Source organism: Paraburkholderia caledonica, from assembly GCF_000383275.1.
GTDB classification, from domain to species: Bacteria; Pseudomonadota; Gammaproteobacteria; order Burkholderiales; family Burkholderiaceae; genus Paraburkholderia; species Paraburkholderia caledonica.
The window spans coordinates 460832-476805 of sequence record NZ_KB911037.1 but is presented as its reverse complement, the minus strand read 5'-3'; the positions used below and the strand labels follow the sequence as shown (position 1 = coordinate 476805).

The 15974-nt window shown below is 63.7% G+C and carries 12 protein-coding genes; 7 read left to right on the top strand and 5 right to left on the bottom strand.

What is annotated here, in order from left to right; translation table 11 throughout:
* Nucleotide 1 precedes the first annotated feature (1 nt).
* Together H281_RS0114840 and H281_RS0114835 are read left to right on the top strand one after the other, a co-directional pair.
* Nucleotides 2-1129: a hybrid sensor histidine kinase/response regulator gene (locus tag H281_RS0114840; protein WP_027804612.1), complete on the top strand. Its 1128-nt coding sequence runs from the start codon at nt 2-4 to the stop codon at nt 1127-1129.
* A gap of 121 nt (nt 1130-1250) precedes the next feature.
* Nucleotides 1251-2069: a helix-turn-helix transcriptional regulator gene (locus H281_RS0114835; protein ID WP_020067909.1), complete on the top strand. Its 819-nt coding sequence runs from the start codon at nt 1251-1253 to the stop codon at nt 2067-2069.
* 35 nt (nt 2070-2104) lie between these two features.
* Here the strand turns inward: H281_RS0114835 and H281_RS0114830 are convergent, their stop codons facing one another.
* Complete coding sequence (locus tag H281_RS0114830) at nt 2105-3046, bottom strand: LysR family transcriptional regulator (protein WP_020067908.1); 942 nt, start codon at nt 3044-3046, stop codon at nt 2105-2107.
* Between the two features lie 180 nt (nt 3047-3226).
* On the opposite strand from H281_RS0114830, the gene H281_RS0114825 reads away from it, so the two are divergent.
* The 3 genes from H281_RS0114825 to H281_RS0114815 all read left to right on the top strand — a co-directional run bounded on the left by H281_RS0114825 (nt 3227) and on the right by H281_RS0114815 (nt 6283).
* On the top strand, nt 3227-4426 hold the full coding sequence (locus tag H281_RS0114825) for an amino acid aminotransferase (RefSeq protein WP_020067907.1): 1200 nt from the start codon (nt 3227-3229) through the stop codon (nt 4424-4426).
* Nucleotides 4427-4512: 86 nt separating this feature from the next.
* Nucleotides 4513-5304, top strand: a complete 792-nt coding sequence (locus H281_RS0114820) for a class II aldolase/adducin family protein (protein WP_020067906.1) — start codon at nt 4513-4515, stop codon at nt 5302-5304.
* A 4-nt stretch (nt 5305-5308) separates the two neighbouring features.
* Nucleotides 5309-6283 (top strand): 2-dehydropantoate 2-reductase, encoded by a 975-nt coding sequence (locus H281_RS0114815; protein WP_020067905.1) that lies wholly within the window; start codon nt 5309-5311, stop codon nt 6281-6283.
* 114 nt (nt 6284-6397) lie between these two features.
* On the opposite strand, the gene H281_RS0114810 is transcribed toward H281_RS0114815, so the two are convergent.
* The 4 genes from H281_RS0114810 to H281_RS0114795 all read right to left on the bottom strand — a co-directional run bounded on the left by H281_RS0114810 (nt 6398) and on the right by H281_RS0114795 (nt 11946).
* Nucleotides 6398-6592, bottom strand: coding sequence for a hypothetical protein (locus tag H281_RS0114810; RefSeq protein WP_020067904.1), 195 nt, complete (start codon nt 6590-6592; stop codon nt 6398-6400).
* Nucleotides 6589-8361, bottom strand: a complete 1773-nt coding sequence (locus H281_RS0114805) for an FAD-dependent oxidoreductase (protein ID WP_020067903.1) — start codon at nt 8359-8361, stop codon at nt 6589-6591. The genes H281_RS0114810 and H281_RS0114805 overlap by 4 nt, the downstream gene beginning before the upstream one ends.
* A 190-nt stretch (nt 8362-8551) precedes the next feature.
* Nucleotides 8552-10501 carry an AI-2E family transporter gene (locus H281_RS0114800; protein ID WP_020067902.1) on the bottom strand — a complete coding sequence of 650 codons (1950 nt, stop codon included), beginning with the start codon at nt 10499-10501 and terminating at the stop codon, nt 8552-8554.
* 164 nt (nt 10502-10665) lie between these two features.
* Complete coding sequence (locus tag H281_RS0114795; protein ID WP_033379576.1) at nt 10666-11946, bottom strand: DUF445 domain-containing protein; 1281 nt, start codon at nt 11944-11946, stop codon at nt 10666-10668.
* Between the two features lie 255 nt (nt 11947-12201).
* On the opposite strand from H281_RS0114795, the gene H281_RS0114790 reads away from it, so the two are divergent.
* Together H281_RS0114790 and H281_RS0114785 are read left to right on the top strand one after the other, a co-directional pair.
* Nucleotides 12202-13344 (top strand): metallophosphoesterase family protein, encoded by a 1143-nt coding sequence (locus H281_RS0114790; RefSeq protein ID WP_020067900.1) that lies wholly within the window; start codon nt 12202-12204, stop codon nt 13342-13344.
* Nucleotides 13341-15965 carry an AAA family ATPase gene (locus tag H281_RS0114785; RefSeq protein WP_020067899.1) on the top strand — a complete coding sequence of 875 codons (2625 nt, stop codon included), beginning with the start codon at nt 13341-13343 and terminating at the stop codon, nt 15963-15965. Before H281_RS0114790 ends, H281_RS0114785 begins: the two co-directional genes overlap by 4 nt.
* The last annotated feature ends 9 nt before the right edge of the window (nt 15966-15974 follow it).

The following is a 15974-nucleotide window of genomic DNA, read 5'->3' as shown; positions in this document are numbered from 1 at the left end:
CATGTCGAACCCACCCGTGAACATTCTGATTGTCGACGACATCGCTCACAACATTACTGCGCTCAAGGCGTTGCTGACACGGCCAGACGTCGCCGTGCTCGTAGCCGATTCCGGCACCGCCGCGCTCGACCTGCTGCTCAAGCACGAAGTCGCGCTCGCGATTCTCGACGTCAACATGCCCGGCATGAACGGTTTCGAACTGGCGGCGCTGATGCGCGGCAGCCCTCGCACGACACATGTGCCGATCATCTTTTTGACGGCAACCGCGCACGACGCGTCGCGCACGTTTCGCGGTTATGAAGCAGGCGCGGTCGATTTTCTATACAAGCCGTTCGACCCGCGCATTCTGCAATCGAAGGTGGACGTGTTCGTTCAGCTCGAACAGCAGAAGCGCCAGCTTGCCGCGCAACTCGTGACCACGCGTCAGATGCTCGAAGCCAATGAGATGCTGATGGCGGTGCTTAGCCACGATTTGCGTACGCCGCTCGGCGCGGTGCTCGCGTCTGCGGAATATCTGATGCGCACCGCCGCCGACCCGCAATCGGCAACGGTTGCCGCGCGTGTGAAAAACAGTTCGCTGCGCATGGCGCGCATGGTCGAGCAGTTGCTGAATCTCGCGCGTCTGCAAGGCGGACGTCTGCCATTGCAACCTCGTTCGATCGAACTCGCGACCCTATGCAGATCGGTAATCGACGAATTCACTTCGCGCGAGAACGGCAAGCGTATCGTGTTCGCGAGCCGCGGCAATACGGCGGGCGCATGGGATACGGATCTCGTCTGGCAGGCAGTGTCGAATCTGGTGAGCAACGCGCTGCATCACGGCGCTGAGGGCGGCGACGTCAGCGTCGAGGTGGACGGCGAAGCCGCCGACTGCGTTCGCCTGAAGGTGGCCAACCGCGGCGTGATTCCTGCTGAAGTTTTCCCGCATCTATTCAAGGCATTCGGCCCGAACAACAGCGGCTCCCGCTCACGCGAAGGCCTCGGGCTCGGTCTGCATATCGTGCAGGAGATTGCGCGGATGCACGGCGGTGGCGTCAGCGTGAAGTCGGACGAAGCGGACGGCACGGTCTTCACGATCGAACTCCCGCGAATGGTGACGCTGCAACGCGGCTCGTTTTCAGGGAAATAAGCTCGAACACAAATGCAGCGCGTAGGCGGCAACGGCGCTGCGAATACTGCCGTCGATACCAGCGCCGCGCTGTGCTACGCTTGGCGCAACACAATCCACGCCGCGCGAGCACGAAGCCATCATGCGTTCATGGCGCATTTCCCCGCCGCATCGAAGCGAACAGGTCAGCACCGCGCGTGCGGCCGAGCTCGTCATGTCGATTTCGCACAGCGACGCCGACTCACTTGCCGCCAGCATGCTCAAAACCGTGGGCGATATGCTGCCGGTTTCGCAGTGCACCGTGTTTGCGTACGAATTCGACGCGCGACCGCGCACTATTTCCGCCGCCGATCATCGGGGCGGACGTTTTCTGCGCGACGTTGCAGAACGCTACGCGACGCACTTTTATGCACTGGACGGCAATAGGGCGATCATCGGAAACGCGCGCGGCGCGCGATCGAACGACGCGCTAGTTCTGCATCAGCAGCAAAGCGAAGAAATCCCGAACGAAGCGTATCGCGCAGCGTGCTACTCGCAGCCCAACGTATCCGACCGCTTGTCGCTGCTCCTGCAGCCCGTGGAAAACGTGTGGCTGTCCATCAACCTATACCGTGATCGCGCGTACGGCACGTTCAGCGCGGGCGAGCTGGAACGGGTCGAGAGCCTCGCGCATCTGTTTGCGCACGCAGCGAAAGGGCATTACGCGCTTCATGGGCAGCATCAGGAAGGCCCGGCAGCGGCCATGCTTGCACGCGTCAGACGAATCTGTCCCGCGCTTACGCCACGTGAGCTCGTCGTGCTTCGCGGCACGCTCGATGGCGCGACAGCGGTCGAGATCGCCGCGCAAATGGGCGTCAAGCCCACGAGCGTTATCACTTATCAGAAGCGTGCATACGCGCGGCTTGGCATTTCCAGTCAGAGGCAACTGTTCGCGCTGTGCTTAGCGCCTCAACGCGGCTGAGATGGGGATCTTGCCGAGCCGTACTCAACCCTTTTTCAACCGCGTCTCGCGCGCGCATCGGCTTGCGTCTCGCGGTCCCAGCGTTTGAGCCACGGCAACAGGAAATCAGCAAAGCCGGCCGCAGGCGGTGACAGCGCGCGTTCGGTCGAGCGATACACGCAAACCTCGCGGATGGTCTCCGGCTCGACGATCCGCTTCATGATCAGCCCAAAAGTGAGCGCAAGCGGCGCGACGTAGGCCGGCGCGAGCGTCACCGCAAGTCCGCGCGAAGCGATGCCGAAAGCGGTCGTCACGTTGTCCACCACATCGACTGGAACGATGCGTGCCTCGACCGGCAGGTTTGCAAGCATCTGGTCGACCGCGCGTTCGTGATCGCGGCCTGTAGCGACGATAGGGATATCGCGCAACTGCTGCCACTGCACACGCCTTCGCGTGCCGAGCGGATGCGACGGCGCGCACCACATCACCCACGGACTTGCGAATGCGGAGTCGCGGCGCACGCGTGCACCGCTTGGCCTGTCGGGGCCAACCGCGAGATCTACGTCCGCGCTCTCCACACGCTCCACGAGTTGCTCGACCACCGTGTCGCAAATGCGCACGACCACCTTCGGCTTGTCGCGCGCGTACTCGGCAATCGCCTCCGGCAACGCAGTGGACGCCAGCACCAGCGGCGCGCCGATCCGGACAATGCCGGCCGCGCGGTTGCGGATATCGTCGGCGGATTGGGCGGCGGCGCGCACGTGACGCAACACCGATTCCGCCGACGCGAGGAAGTCTTGCCCCGCGCTCGACAGATTTACACGCCGCGTGGTCCGGTCGAACAGGCGAAAGCCCAGTTCCGTTTCAAGCTCGGCGAGCAACTGACTGACTGCCGACGAAGTGAGGCCGAGCCGCTGCGCTGCCGCGCCGATGCTTTGAAGATCGACAATGGCGAGAAACGCCTCGAATTGACGGATGGTGATGCGAGTAAGTGCCATCGCTCGATTCTAAAGAAAAACTTACGAATCGTGAAAAATCCGTTGATTGTTGATTGGGGCGCGTTCGTCGACACTTGTCCCAATCGACGGGAGCACGTAAAGACGCTTAGACTTTCAGTCTCGCCCGGCCGTCGACGCAATGTCGGCGCAACATCTCAGGGCTCCTTTCAAGGAAATGCCATGTTCGAACATATCCCCGCTTATCCCGGCGATCCGATTCTGAGTCTCAACGAAGACTTCCAGCTCGATCCACGCCAGAACAAAGTCAACCTGAGCATCGGCATCTATTTCGACGACGCCGGCAAGCTGCCCGTCATGGACGCGGTGCGCCGCGCAGAAACGGCGTTGCTCGACGCAATCGGCCCGCGTTCCTATCTGCCGATGGCGGGCTTGCCGCTCTATCGCGAGACCGCACAGGCGCTGGTATTCGGCGAAGACAGCGAAGCACGCGCCGCAGGCCGCATCGCGACGTTGCAGACCATTGGCGGCTCTGGCGCGCTCAAAGTCGGCGCCGATTTCCTGCGACGCTATTTCCCGGGTTCGCAAATGTGGATCAGCGACCCGAGCTGGGAGAATCACCGCGTCGTATTCGAGGGCGCGGGCCTAACGGTCAACACCTATCCGTATTACGACGAACAGACGGGCGGCCTGCGTTTCGCCGATATGATCGACACCATCGACCGTTTGCCCGAGCGCAGCGTCGTGTTGCTGCACGCGTGCTGCCACAACCCCACCGGCGTCGATCTCAGCGTCGAGCAATGGACCGAACTCGTGCCGGTCCTGCAGCGTCGCAAGCTGATCGCCTTTGTCGATATGGCTTACCAGGGCTTTGGCGCGGGCCTCGAAGAAGACGCCGCTTGCGTTCGTATGCTGGCCGAGGCCGGCGTACCGCTGATCGCTGCCAATTCGTTTTCGAAGAATTTTTCGCTGTACGGCGAGCGGTGCGGCGCACTGAGCGTTGTGTGCAAGAACGCCGACGAAGCGAGCCGCGTGCTCGGTCAGCTGATGTCCGCCGTGCGCGCGAACTACAGCAATCCGCCGACGCACGGCGCGCGCCTCGTCGCGAACGTGCTGTCCGATGTGTCGTTGCGCGCTTCGTGGGAAGCGGAACTCGCCACCATGCGCGAGCGCATTCTTGCGATGCGCGGCACGATTCACGCAGGGCTCGCCGGCCGCGTCGATGAAGTGATGCGTGCGCGTTACGTCGCGCAACGCGGCATGTTCACCTATACGGGCTTGACCGCAAGCCAGGTCGAGCGTTTGCGCGACGAACACGCGGTGTACGTTTTGCGCTCAGGACGCATGTGCGTAGCAGGCTTGAATGCGCGCAATGCGGACTACGTCGCATCGTCCATTGCCGCGGTCGTATCGGGCACATAACGGCGGCACGTAACGACGGCGCATAACGGCGGCGCACAACGGCAGATACGCACATTTGCAGCCAGCAGATAACCATGGAGAGATCGATGACGACACTTGATATGCCAGCGGCGAGTGCGCCGAAGAGCACCGGAATGCACCCCGACGAATGGCAGTCGCGCGTTCAGCTGGCTGCGTGCTACCGGATTTTCGACATGCTCGGGTGGACCGAGATGATCTACAACCACATCACGTTGCGTGTGCCGGAAAGCGTAAGCGGCGGCGAGCGGCAGTTTCTGATCAATCCGTTCGGCTTGCACTACAGCGAAGTCACGGCGAGCAATCTCGTGAAGATCGACGCGCAGGGCCGCGTGCTGGACGACTCGCGTTATCCCGTCAATCCGGCCGGCTTCGTCGTGCACGCGGCGATCCATGAAGGCGTGCCCGACGCGCATTGCGTGATGCACACACACACCACGGCGGGCGTCGCGGTGGCGTGCCTCGAAGACGGCTTGCAGCAGACCAATTTTTACAGCGCTCAGTTGCACGACCGGATCGCGTATCACGATTTCGAGGGCATCACCGTGCATGCGGAAGAAGGGCCGCGGCTCGTCGAACATATCGGCAACCGGCAGGCGGTGATTTTGCGCAACCACGGACTGCTTGCGTGGGGCCGCACGTTGCCGCAGACTTTTGCGATTCTCTGGACACTGAACCGCGCGTGCGAAATTCAGATGGCGACGTTCTCGATGGGCAAGGCGCGGCCGGTCCCCGAAGAAGTGGCGATCCGCTGTTCGCGCGACGCGCTCCAGTTCGATCCGCGTCATGGCGCGGGGCAGGATGTGTACGATGCGCTGGTGCGTCGCGTGGAGCGCATCGACGCGAGTTACAAGGAATGAATCAATGAAAGCAGTGATTTACGGCGCAGGCGCGATTGGCGGATGGATGGGCGTGAAGCTCGCGCAAGCGGGCCACGAGATCGGTGTGGTGGCGCGCGGCGCGACGCTCGCCGCGTTGCGCGAGCATGGCCTGCGTTTGATCGAAGGCGGCGAAACGCAGACGGTTCGCGTGAGAGCGGCCGAAGATTCCGCGGAACTCGGCGTTCAGGATCTCGTGGTGGTGGCGGTCAAGGGTCCTGCCATGGCGTCGGTGGCCGCGCATATCGCGCCGCTGCTCGGGCCGCAAACCCTCGTGCTCACCGCCATGAACGGCGTGCCGTGGTGGTTCTGCGACGGGCTCGGCGGCGATTTCGCGGGCAAGCGGCTCAAGTCGGTCGATCCCGACGGCGCCATCGCCGCGGCGATTCCGGGCGAGCAGACGGTGGGCTGCGTGGTGCATGCGAGCTGCCTCGTCGAGGCGCCTGGCGTGATCCGGCATCATCAGGGCAATGGGTTGATCGTCGGCGAGGCTGCCGGCCGGCCGAGCGAACGCGTCAAGGCGTTGACTGAAGCGCTCGTCGCAGCCGGCTTCAATGCGTCGATGTCGGAGCAGATCCAGCGCGATGTCTGGTACAAGCTCTGGGGCAACATGACAATGAACCCCATCAGCGCAATGACCGGCGCGACTACCGACCGCATTCTCAGCGACGAACTGGTGCGCAACTTCGTCACGAGCATCATGCTCGAAGCGAAGGAGATCGGCGCGCGCTTCGGCATTCCGATCGATCAGGCACCGCAGGACCGGCATGCGGTCACGCTCAAACTCGGGGCGATGAAAACGTCGATGCTGCAGGACGTAGAGGCGCGCAAGCCCGTGGAACTGGACGCACTCGTGAGCGCGGTGCGCGAACTCGGACAACTGACCGGTGTTCAAACGCCATACACGGACGCGCTGCTCGGTCTCGCGCGTTTGCATGCGAGCACGCTGGGTTTGTACTGAAGCCGATATAGCCGATCTAGCAGATATAGCAGTGGTGCTTCGCTGAAGCAGAAAGCCGCCGCGGGTCAACTCGCGGCGGCTTTTTTGTGCCTGGTTCGTCGTGCTCTCTTCAACCTATGTCGCCGTGACTGCTCCCGGCGAAGGCAGGCGAGCCGCCTCGATGAGGGACAAAGCGCGTTGCGTGTCATCGAGTTCGGTCATGCAGAGCAGTGCAAGGCGGGCGAGATAGAGCGGTGCCTGCGCTTCACCTTCGGCCGTGATGTTCTGGCAAAGCGTCGTATATATGTGCTCGAGATCGCTATCGGTCATGACTGTCTCTCCTTGCTCCGAATGTTCAGTGCGGCGATAAGCGCGCTGTGTGTCGCGGCTGCCGTGCCGTCGCGCCAGCGCGCGAGCACATGGCCATCCGGGCGGATCAGATAGACGGTGCCCGGGGTTGCGTCGAGCATGTGATGCAGGCGGCCGCTGTGATCGATAACGGCAGTGCTGTCTGCACCCAGATTGACGTTCGTGTCGACGACGATGATCGTGTTGAATGGAATCGCACGACTCTTCAGATCGTCCTGCATGCGCTGCCATTCGGCATCTTGCGAAGAATCCATGCCGAAGCGCAGCGCCGTGAAGCGGGGTGCCAGCAGATCGGTAACGTGCATATCGACCGTCTTGCCGTCGCTAATGCGCTGCAGCCTGCACTCCGGTAACACGCTGCCAGGCGCGGGACCGCTGGCAAATCGGCTCGCCACGGGCAATGCGCCGGCTGCCTGCACGCAGTCTGCCGCAACGCGATTGAGCGGCGATTCGACATACGCGATCGGGTGCGTTTGCCGCGGATTGATCAGCGGCCGCACAGCGGGATGATGTTCGGCGAGCCCAAGCACCGCTGTTCTCATCAACTCGAACCCGAACGTGGGCGGCGCCATGAACTCGGTGCTTTTCATCCCGTAGCTCAGATTCTCGCGCGCGGCGAACACGCGCTCGTCGCTATAACTGTCGAGCAGATCGGGCGATGCAATGCCGTTGACCACGCAGCCGAGTTTCCAGCCGAGGTTGTCGGCGTCGTCAATGCCTGAATTGGCGCCGCGCACGCCGAAGATCGGCACAAGATGCGCCGCGTCGCCGGCGAACAGTATCGAGCCGTGGCGATAACGCTCCAATGTCAACGCGTTTGCCTTGTAGACCGTGATCCAGATCGGCGACCATTCGCCCGTTTCGCCCATTGCGTCGAGCACGCTCTGAACGCGTGGAATTACATTATCCGGCTCGATGGCCGCCTGTGGATCTTCGTCATCGCGAAGCTGGTAGTCGATACGCCAAACGTCGTCCGGCTGTTTGTGCACGAGCACCGTGGAACCCGGATTCGACGGCGGATCGAAATAGGCGAGGCGCTCGGTCGCGCGCTCGCTGTGCAAGGCGATATCGACGATCACGTAGCGACCTTCGTACGTGGTGCCGGTGAGCTTCAGACCGAGCGCTTCACGTACGGTGCTGCGCCCGCCGTCGCACGCCACGACCCAATCGGCGTGCATGCGCCACGCGGTGTCGCCGGTGCGCAGCGCGAGTGTTGCGCCGCGCGGCGCGTCGGAACCGTCGGATTGCTCGATGCCGGTCACGCGAGTTTGCCAGCGGATGTCGATCAGATCCGCATGCCGCTCCAGTTCGTCGAGCAGGAACTGCTCGATCTGATATTGCGCGATGTTGATCATCGGCGGCAACGATTGCTCGTCGTCCTGATGCATCGTGAAGCGGAACACTTCGGTGTCGCGATAGAAGCTACGGCCTCCCGTCCACGGCAGACCTTTTTGCAGGAAGCCTTGCACGGCGCCAAGGCGCTTGAGTATTTCCAGGCTGCGCCGCGAAATGCAGATTGCGCGGCTGCCGGTGCATACGCTGTCGTCGGCCTCGATCAGCACCGAGCGCACGCCTTGCCGGGCGAGGGCGAGCGCGAGCGTCATGCCGACCGGCCCGCCGCCGACTATCGCCACAGGCCGCCGCACGGGATCGTTTCCGTCGATGAGCGGGGGCGCCGCGCCCTCGTAATGGCGCGGCGCAAAGGGGTAGGGTTTGAAACTGCGCGTCATGCATGTCTCCTCGATTTTCGCCGCGTTTTCGGGTGCGCCGCGCCTGTGAGTGTTTTAGACGCGCGGCGATACGAAAAAAGCGATGAGCGAAGTATGGAGGAGAGCTTACGCGCGCCTGTCCTCATTTTGGGTACAGGCGCGCCACGATTCGATCCACGCTAACGGGCGCGCGGTTGGCCAATCACCGTGCTCAATCCGCGCTGCTCGCCACGTGCGAATGCTGACGCGTGTGAAGCGACGAGGCCGCCAGCTGGCATTCCTCGATCATCGCGCGGAAGGTCGGTGCCGAGTGTGAAGCGGCAGTCGCACCCGTTCCTGTCTCATGCCCGTTTTCCGCGGTGCCGCCGACGCCGACCACGAGTGCCGCTCTCGGCCGCCATTGGCGTGTGCGTCGAAGCATATTGCGCAGATACGGCGGCGATTCCGGAGCGTCGAGCGTGACGATGCAGATGATCGGCGCGTTCTTGTAGCTCGGCTCGTCGGCGTGCGCGCTGCGGTAGCCCGAGTGCGTCGCCATGATCGGCGCAAAACCGAAGCGTCCGAGCAGTTGCACCGCGATGGCCGTCGTGACTTCGTCGAACGCGCCGCGTCCGGGCACGCAGAGCACCGCCGCTTTTTCGCTGTCACTCTGTGGTGAAGCATGCGCTCGCGTCGAACTATCGTTCCGCTCGGAAAGATCCGCTGAGGAAGCCGCGACGAGCGCTTCTGGAGACTCGGCGCGTATCAGCCGGTCCGGCAAACCATCGGCGATTTCCAGATTTTCGACGATGTCCACCAGCGCTTCGTTCACGCGGGCCAACTGGTCCGGCATCAGCACGCCGCGCATCGCGTCGTTGCGCGCGAGCTTGAGCCCTTCGAGCGCGACGGTGTCGTAGTAGTCGATTAGCGACATCTCGCGCAGCAGACGCTCCGCCTGCACGATCGCCTCATGCGGATCGTCCGCAAGAAGCCGCTGATAGAAATTCTGCGCGGGCGTGAGCGCCGGCTGGTCGCCGAGCAGCACCGTCAGAAAGTTCAGACGATCCGCGTAGCGCCCAAGCGTCACGACGCACAGCGTGAGCGGCGTGGACAGCACGAGGCCTATCGGCCCCCACAGCCAGCTCCAGAAAATCGCCGCGACGACCACCGCGAGCGGCGACAGCCCCGAACGGTGGCCATAAAGCAGCGGCTCCGCGATCTGCCCGGCGACCACATCCACGACGATAAAGAGAATCAGTGTGTAGACCGCCATCGTCCATTGCGGCTGGATGGCTGCCGCGAGAAACACCGCGAGAATCGCCGCGATCCAGATGCCGATATATGGCACGAAGCGCAGCAGCGCCGCTATCACGCCGAACAGCAACGCGCCTGGCACGCCGATGATAGCGAGCCCGATCGCGATCACACCGCCTGCGCTCAGGTTCACGCCGAGTTGCGCGACGAAATAGCGGCTCAGGCGCACCGCGGCGTCGTTGATCGCTGTCGTCGTGCGATGCAGATCGCGAGAGCCGAAGAGACTGATCAGGCGGTCGCGCAGGTCCTCGCGCTGCAGCAGAATGAAGATCGTGACCACCAGCACGATGAAGGTGGTTTCAATCGGCGCGATGGCTGGCGACAGCGCACGCTGCGCGAGTTGCAACGGCGTGGGCGAAGGCTCGTGGACTTCGACGGGTGTGGGCACAGCCGGGGCGTTGCGCGCCGCCCGGCCAGTGGGCCGTGGCGGCGGCTTCGAAGGCGCAACGCGTTGCAGCGTGGCCGCCGCGCGGCTCATCAGAGAATCGGCGCGACCGATCGTTTTCTCCTGCACGGTTTCAATCTTGCGTTCGATGGCAACCTGGTACTGCGGCAGGTCGCCCGCCAGTTGAACGAGCTGCGCGCCGATCAGCGCCCCCACGGCGAGCAGTGCGGCCAGGGCGAACAGCACCGCGATGAAAATGGACGGCAACTGGCCCATATGCAGCCGCCGCAACATCTGCACGAGCGGCGCGAGCAGAAAACTGAGCAGCACGGAGAGCGTGATCGGAATCAGCACCGCGCGGCCGAAGTAAAGCGCGCAGACCACGACCACGCCGGTAATGACCGACGCGAGACCATGCAAACTCGGAGCGGCGGGCGGATAAACGCGGTTCGACCGCCCATGCGGCGGTAAGGATATTTTCATGAGCACACTGTCCGTTTGAGTGGCGCGGCCGCTTCCGCGGTCGCTTGTAGTCTCGCGCGCGGTAGATGCGGCGGCGGCACGGTGCCGTATGGGCCACTGCGGCTGAGCAAACCCTATGCCCGGATTGTAGGCGCTTTGCGTCGCGGTTCGCCAGAACTGCCGGCTCAGCCAATATGCATGCGCAGCAAGTCGAATACTAGCGAGCTTCCATAGAGCAGCAAGCCGATGAAGCCGCCGACCACGGTCCCGTTGATGCGGATATATTGCAGGTCCTTGCCGATGTTCAGTTCGATCTGCCGCGACATCTCATGCGGGTCCCAGTTCTTCACGGTGTCGCTGATATGCCGTGTGAGGAATTGCGCGAACTCGGGCGCCGTTGCGCGTGCTGCGTCTTCGAGGTGATCGTTGAGCGACTGGCGCAGCGCCGGGTCGTTCGCGAGTTCGCGGCCTACCCATTGGCCCGCCGCGACGACTCGCGCATGCAACGCCGATTCGCTGCTTTGCAGATCGCGCTTGAGCCACGCGCGAAGTTCGCCCCACATGTCCTTCACATACAAGGCGAGCGCTTCGCCTTCCACCAGATAACGCTTGAATTCCTCGCCTTTTTCCAGAAAGGCCGGATCGCTTTTGAGCTTGACGATCAGCTTGTGCGCGGCGTCGTCGAACTTCTGGCGCAACTGGTGCGTTGGGTTTTCGCTGACCTGTTCGAGCATCCGGTTTACCGCGTTCGCGATAGTCTCGGCACCTTTCTCGCCGAGCCACGCGGAGGGCAGGATTTTCTCCATCTTCGGATATTCGCTCTTGACCCAATCGACGATACGTTCCGCAATGAACTGGCGCGCCTGCGGTTCGCGCAGCAATGCGACGACCTGTTCGATGCCCGCGTCGAGAAGTTCCTGGTGGCGGCCGTCCTTGGTGAGCGTGTCGAGAATCGAGCCCATTGACTGCGAGAGGTCGACCTTGGCGAGCACATCGCGCAATGCGTCCTTGATGAACACCTGAATGCGCACGTCGTCGGTCAGATCGAGAATGCCGCTCGTCAGTTTCACGACGTAATTGCCGAGGCGCGCGGTGTTGGCGGGCTCGGTCAGCCAGCGCGTGATGCTCTGTGCCGGATCGTGCTTCTTGATCAGACCGACGAGCGACGGCACGTCGAGAAACTTGTCCTGCACGAACACGGCGAGGTTGTCGGCAATCTTGTGCTTGTTGCGCGGAATGATCGCCGTGTGAGCCGATACCACTGGAATCGGCACGCGCCTGAACAGCGCGGCGACTGCGAACCAGTCGGCGAGCGCGCCGACCATCGCGGCTTCGGCCACTGCCTTGATACCGTCGATCCAGACGCCGCGCGGCATCAATGCCGTGACGACGAAAACGCAGGCCGCCGCGGCAAGGAGCAGCAACGGCGTGCGTTTGGCCTTCTTCAGTTCGAGTGCTTTGTTCATCGGCGAGAGAGCCAGGGTCCGGAAACGCGAGTTTAGCGCCGCGCGCCGCGCGGTGTGTAGGGCGAGTCGAGCCGCGCTGAATGATGCCGGATGATGGCGAATGACGTTGAAGAGCGCGGCATCGCGCCGCTTGAGCGCGATCCGGCCGTTTTGGTCGCTGTTTGCGCCGCCGGCGCGGTAACATCGAGGGTTGAACCGCGGCGGCGTGAGCAGCATGCGCCGCGCGGGAATGCATTTGAACGCAATGGAGGCACAGTGATCAGGTTTCTGCATACCGCAGACTGGCAAATCGGCACGCAGTTCGGCCAGTTCGAGCCGGAGGAGGCCGCGCATCTGGCACAGGCGCGCTTCGACACCGTGCGCCGCATCGCCGACGAGGCAGCCGCGCGCCAGGTCGACGCGGTGCTGGTGGCAGGCGACGTGTTCGATCTGCAGACGGTATCCGATACGGTGATTCGCCGCCTGTTCGCCGCACTGCAAGCCTTCGCGGGCCCCTGGATCATGCTGCCTGGCAATCACGACGCGGCGCTCGTGGAAAGCGTCTGGACGCGTGCGCAGCGTCTCAATTGCGTGCCGCCGAACGTGCGCCTCGTGCTCGCACCCGGCGTCGTGTTGCTGGACGCATGCCGTTGCGCGGTGCTGTGCGCGCCGCTCACGCAGCGCATTACTTACGACGACACCACCGGCTTTTTCGATACCGTCGAGACGCCGCCGGGTTATCACCGTGTGGGCCTCGCGCATGGCAGCGTGAGCGGCATTCTGCAGGAAGGCATCGACTCCTCGAACCCGATTTCGCCGACGCGCGCCGCGAGCGCGCGTCTCGACTACCTCGCGCTCGGCGACTGGCACGGCCACTTTCGCGTCGACGAGCGCACCTGGTACGCGGGCACGCACGAGCAGGACCGTTTTCGCGCGAACGATCCCGGCTTCATGCTCGACGTCACGCTGAGCGAGCCCGGCGCACAGCCCGCGGTCGAGGCGGTGCGAGTCGGGCAATACCAGTGGCATCGCTGGGACGAAACGATTTCCGTGCCGACCGATGTGGATTCGCTGAAGACGCGCCTCGCCACGTTGGGCAGCAGCGACGTGCTGCGCGTTTGGGTGAGCGGCACGGCCGCGCTGGCCGACGCCGAGGCGCTTCATGTCGCCGTCGAAGAGACCCGTGCGCGCGTGCGTGCATTGCGTGTCGATCTGAGCGGTTTGCAGGTGCTACCCACTACAGAGGATCTTGCCGAACTCGGCGCGCAAAGCGGCTATCTGGCAAAAGTCGTCGCGCGTTTGCGAGGCATGCAGGAGGACCCGCAGTCGGACCCGCAACAGGTCAAGCGCGCGGCAGAGGCATTATTGCTGCTGGCGCGGTTTCAACGTGAATTGCCGCGCGAAGCGAGGTCCGCATGAAGCTTCAGAGCATCGCGATAGAGGAATTCAAACAATTCACCGGGCGTCTTTTTATCGACGACCTGCAGCCCGGTCTCAATCTTTTCGTGGGACCGAACGAGGCCGGAAAGAGCACGATTGCCGAGGCCGTGCGTGCGGTATTTCTCGAACGCTACAAGGCCTCGCATCTGAAGGAGTTGCTGCCTTGGGGCAAGGCGAGCGGGCAGCCGTCGGTCGAGGTGAGCTTCGATCTCGACGGCGTTGCATGCCGCCTGTCGAAGCAGTTCGTCACGCGTCAGCGCTGTGAGTTGAAGATCGGCCAGGCCGTTTTCGGCGAAGACGAAGCGGAAGACAAGCTCGCCGCACTGCTCGGCTTTTCGCGTGCCGCGCGCGGGCCGTTGAAGGCGGAAAACGCGGGTGTTCCGGGGCTGCTGTGGGTGCAGCAGGGCGGCACGCAGGATATGCGCGACTCGACAGGTCACGCGGCGCAGTATCTGCGCGATGCGTTGTCGCAATTGTCCGGCAGCCGCGAATCGGCGGGCGAGGATGCGTTGATCGCCGCCGTGCAACGCGAGCTTCGGCAACTGCTGACCGCACGCACGCAGAAATCCACCGGGCCGCTCGCGGAAGCTGAAGCCGCGCTCGCCGCGCTGATCGCGGAGCGCGACGATCTGAACCGGCAGCGCGAACAGTTCGATGAAAACATCGCGCGGCTTGCCGCGCAGCAGCAGGCCTTCGAGGAAACCGAACGCAAACGGCCGTGGGAACTCCACGAGGAGAAGGCCGTGCTCGCGCAAAAACGCGCCGATGCGGCTGCGGAACTCGAACGCAGCGTAGACCAACTCGCGCAGGCGTTGAAAGTCAGCGAGGCTGAACTCGCGCTACCGTTGCAGCACGAACAGGCCGCGGTGGAACTGGAAACAGCGGTGATGCGTGAGCGTCAGCAACTCGACACGGCGCGCGCGAACGTGGCGGCGGTCGAAACCGGATATGCGCAGGCGGCAACCCGCGTCGCGCAACTTGAGCAGGCTTTTACCGATGCAAACCGCGCGCTCGAACTGGCGAACGCGGCGGTGAGTGCTGCGGATCTGCGCAACCAGATCGGTCTTCATCGTGCTGAACTGGAACGGCTCGAAACGGCGATTGCCGCCGCGAGCGAAGCCAACGAAGCGCTCGTAGCAGCCGCGCGCGCTGCAGCCGCCCTTGAAATAGACGAGGCGAAGCTCAAGCGCCTCGCATCGCTCGATGCGTCGCTGACCGTGTTGCGTGCGCGCACCGAAGCGGCCATGACGCGCATCGAATACCGGTTGAGTGGGCCGATTACGGTGGGCGATGCGTCCATCAGCGGCACGGGCGTATTGCGTGTCGACGAAGAAAAGCGGATTGGCCTCGGCGAGCTTGGTGAACTGCACGTGATTCCGGGCGTTTCGGATCTCTCCGCGCGAATCACGGAACTCGCCGCGCTCGAAGCGCAGCATGCGCAGTTGTTGCAAGCGCTCGGCGTCGCTTCGCTTGCCGAAGCCGAATCGAGGCACGAACAGTGGAAGGCGCTCGTCGGGCAGCAGAAGAGTCACGCGAAGGTGCTGGAAGCGTACGCGCCGCAGGGCATCGACGCGCTGCGCGCCGCGTTGGCTTCGGCCGCCGCGCGCTCGCAGGCCGCCAACGAGCGGTTGACGAGTTTGCCCGACGTCTCGGCCGCGCTGCCGCTCGACGAAGCGCGGCGCAGCGCCGAAATCGCAGCCTCCGCGCTGGAGAGTGCCCGCAAGATACTGAACGAGGCAACCGAGAAGCGTTCCACCGGCATTGCGACGGCTGAATCGCTCGCGCTTCAGTTGCAGCGCAAGGAAGCGCAATTGAGCGACCCGGCGTTCTGTCGCAGCCGCGCGCAGTGGCAGGCGAAGATCGTCGAACAACGTGTGCAGGTCGAGGCGCTGACAAAGCAGCGCGAAGCGCGGGCGCGCGAACTCGAAGCCGTGCGTCTGGACGACCCGGCGGCCGAGGCGAAGCGCTATCGCGCGTCGGCGGAACTTGCGCGTCAGGACCAGCACGAGCGGCAGGTCAGCATCGCGCGTTTGCGCAGCCAGCTGGAGACCGTGGGCGCGTCAGGGCTCGGCGAGCGTCTTGCAGCGCTCGACGCAAAAGTGGAGCAGGCCATCCGCCGCAAAGAGGAACTGAGCTTGCGCGCCGGCGCGTTGAGTCTGCTCGACGAAGTGCTCGTCGCGGAACGCGATGCGGCGGTCGCCCAATTGCGTGCGCCGTTAACGGAACGGCTCGGCCACTATCTGAAGCGGATCTTTCCGCAGTCGACCATCGCGCTCGGCGACGATCTGAGTCCCGCGACGCTCGATCGTTTTGGCCGCGCAGACACGCTCGAAGCGCTGAGCTTCGGCACGCGCGAGCAACTCGGCATTCTCACGCGGCTCGCGTATGCCGATCTGCTGAAGGCGTCCGGCCGGCCCACGTTGCTGATGCTCGACGATGCGGCCGTGCATACCGACGCCGCACGGCGGGATGCGATCAAGCGGGCGCTGATCGACGCTGCCACGCGGCATCAGATTCTGGTGTTCACCTGCCATCCGGAACTGTGGGACGACCTGGGCGTGAGGCAGCGCGCGATCGACGATATGAAGGCCGCGGCGTAACTATCCGTC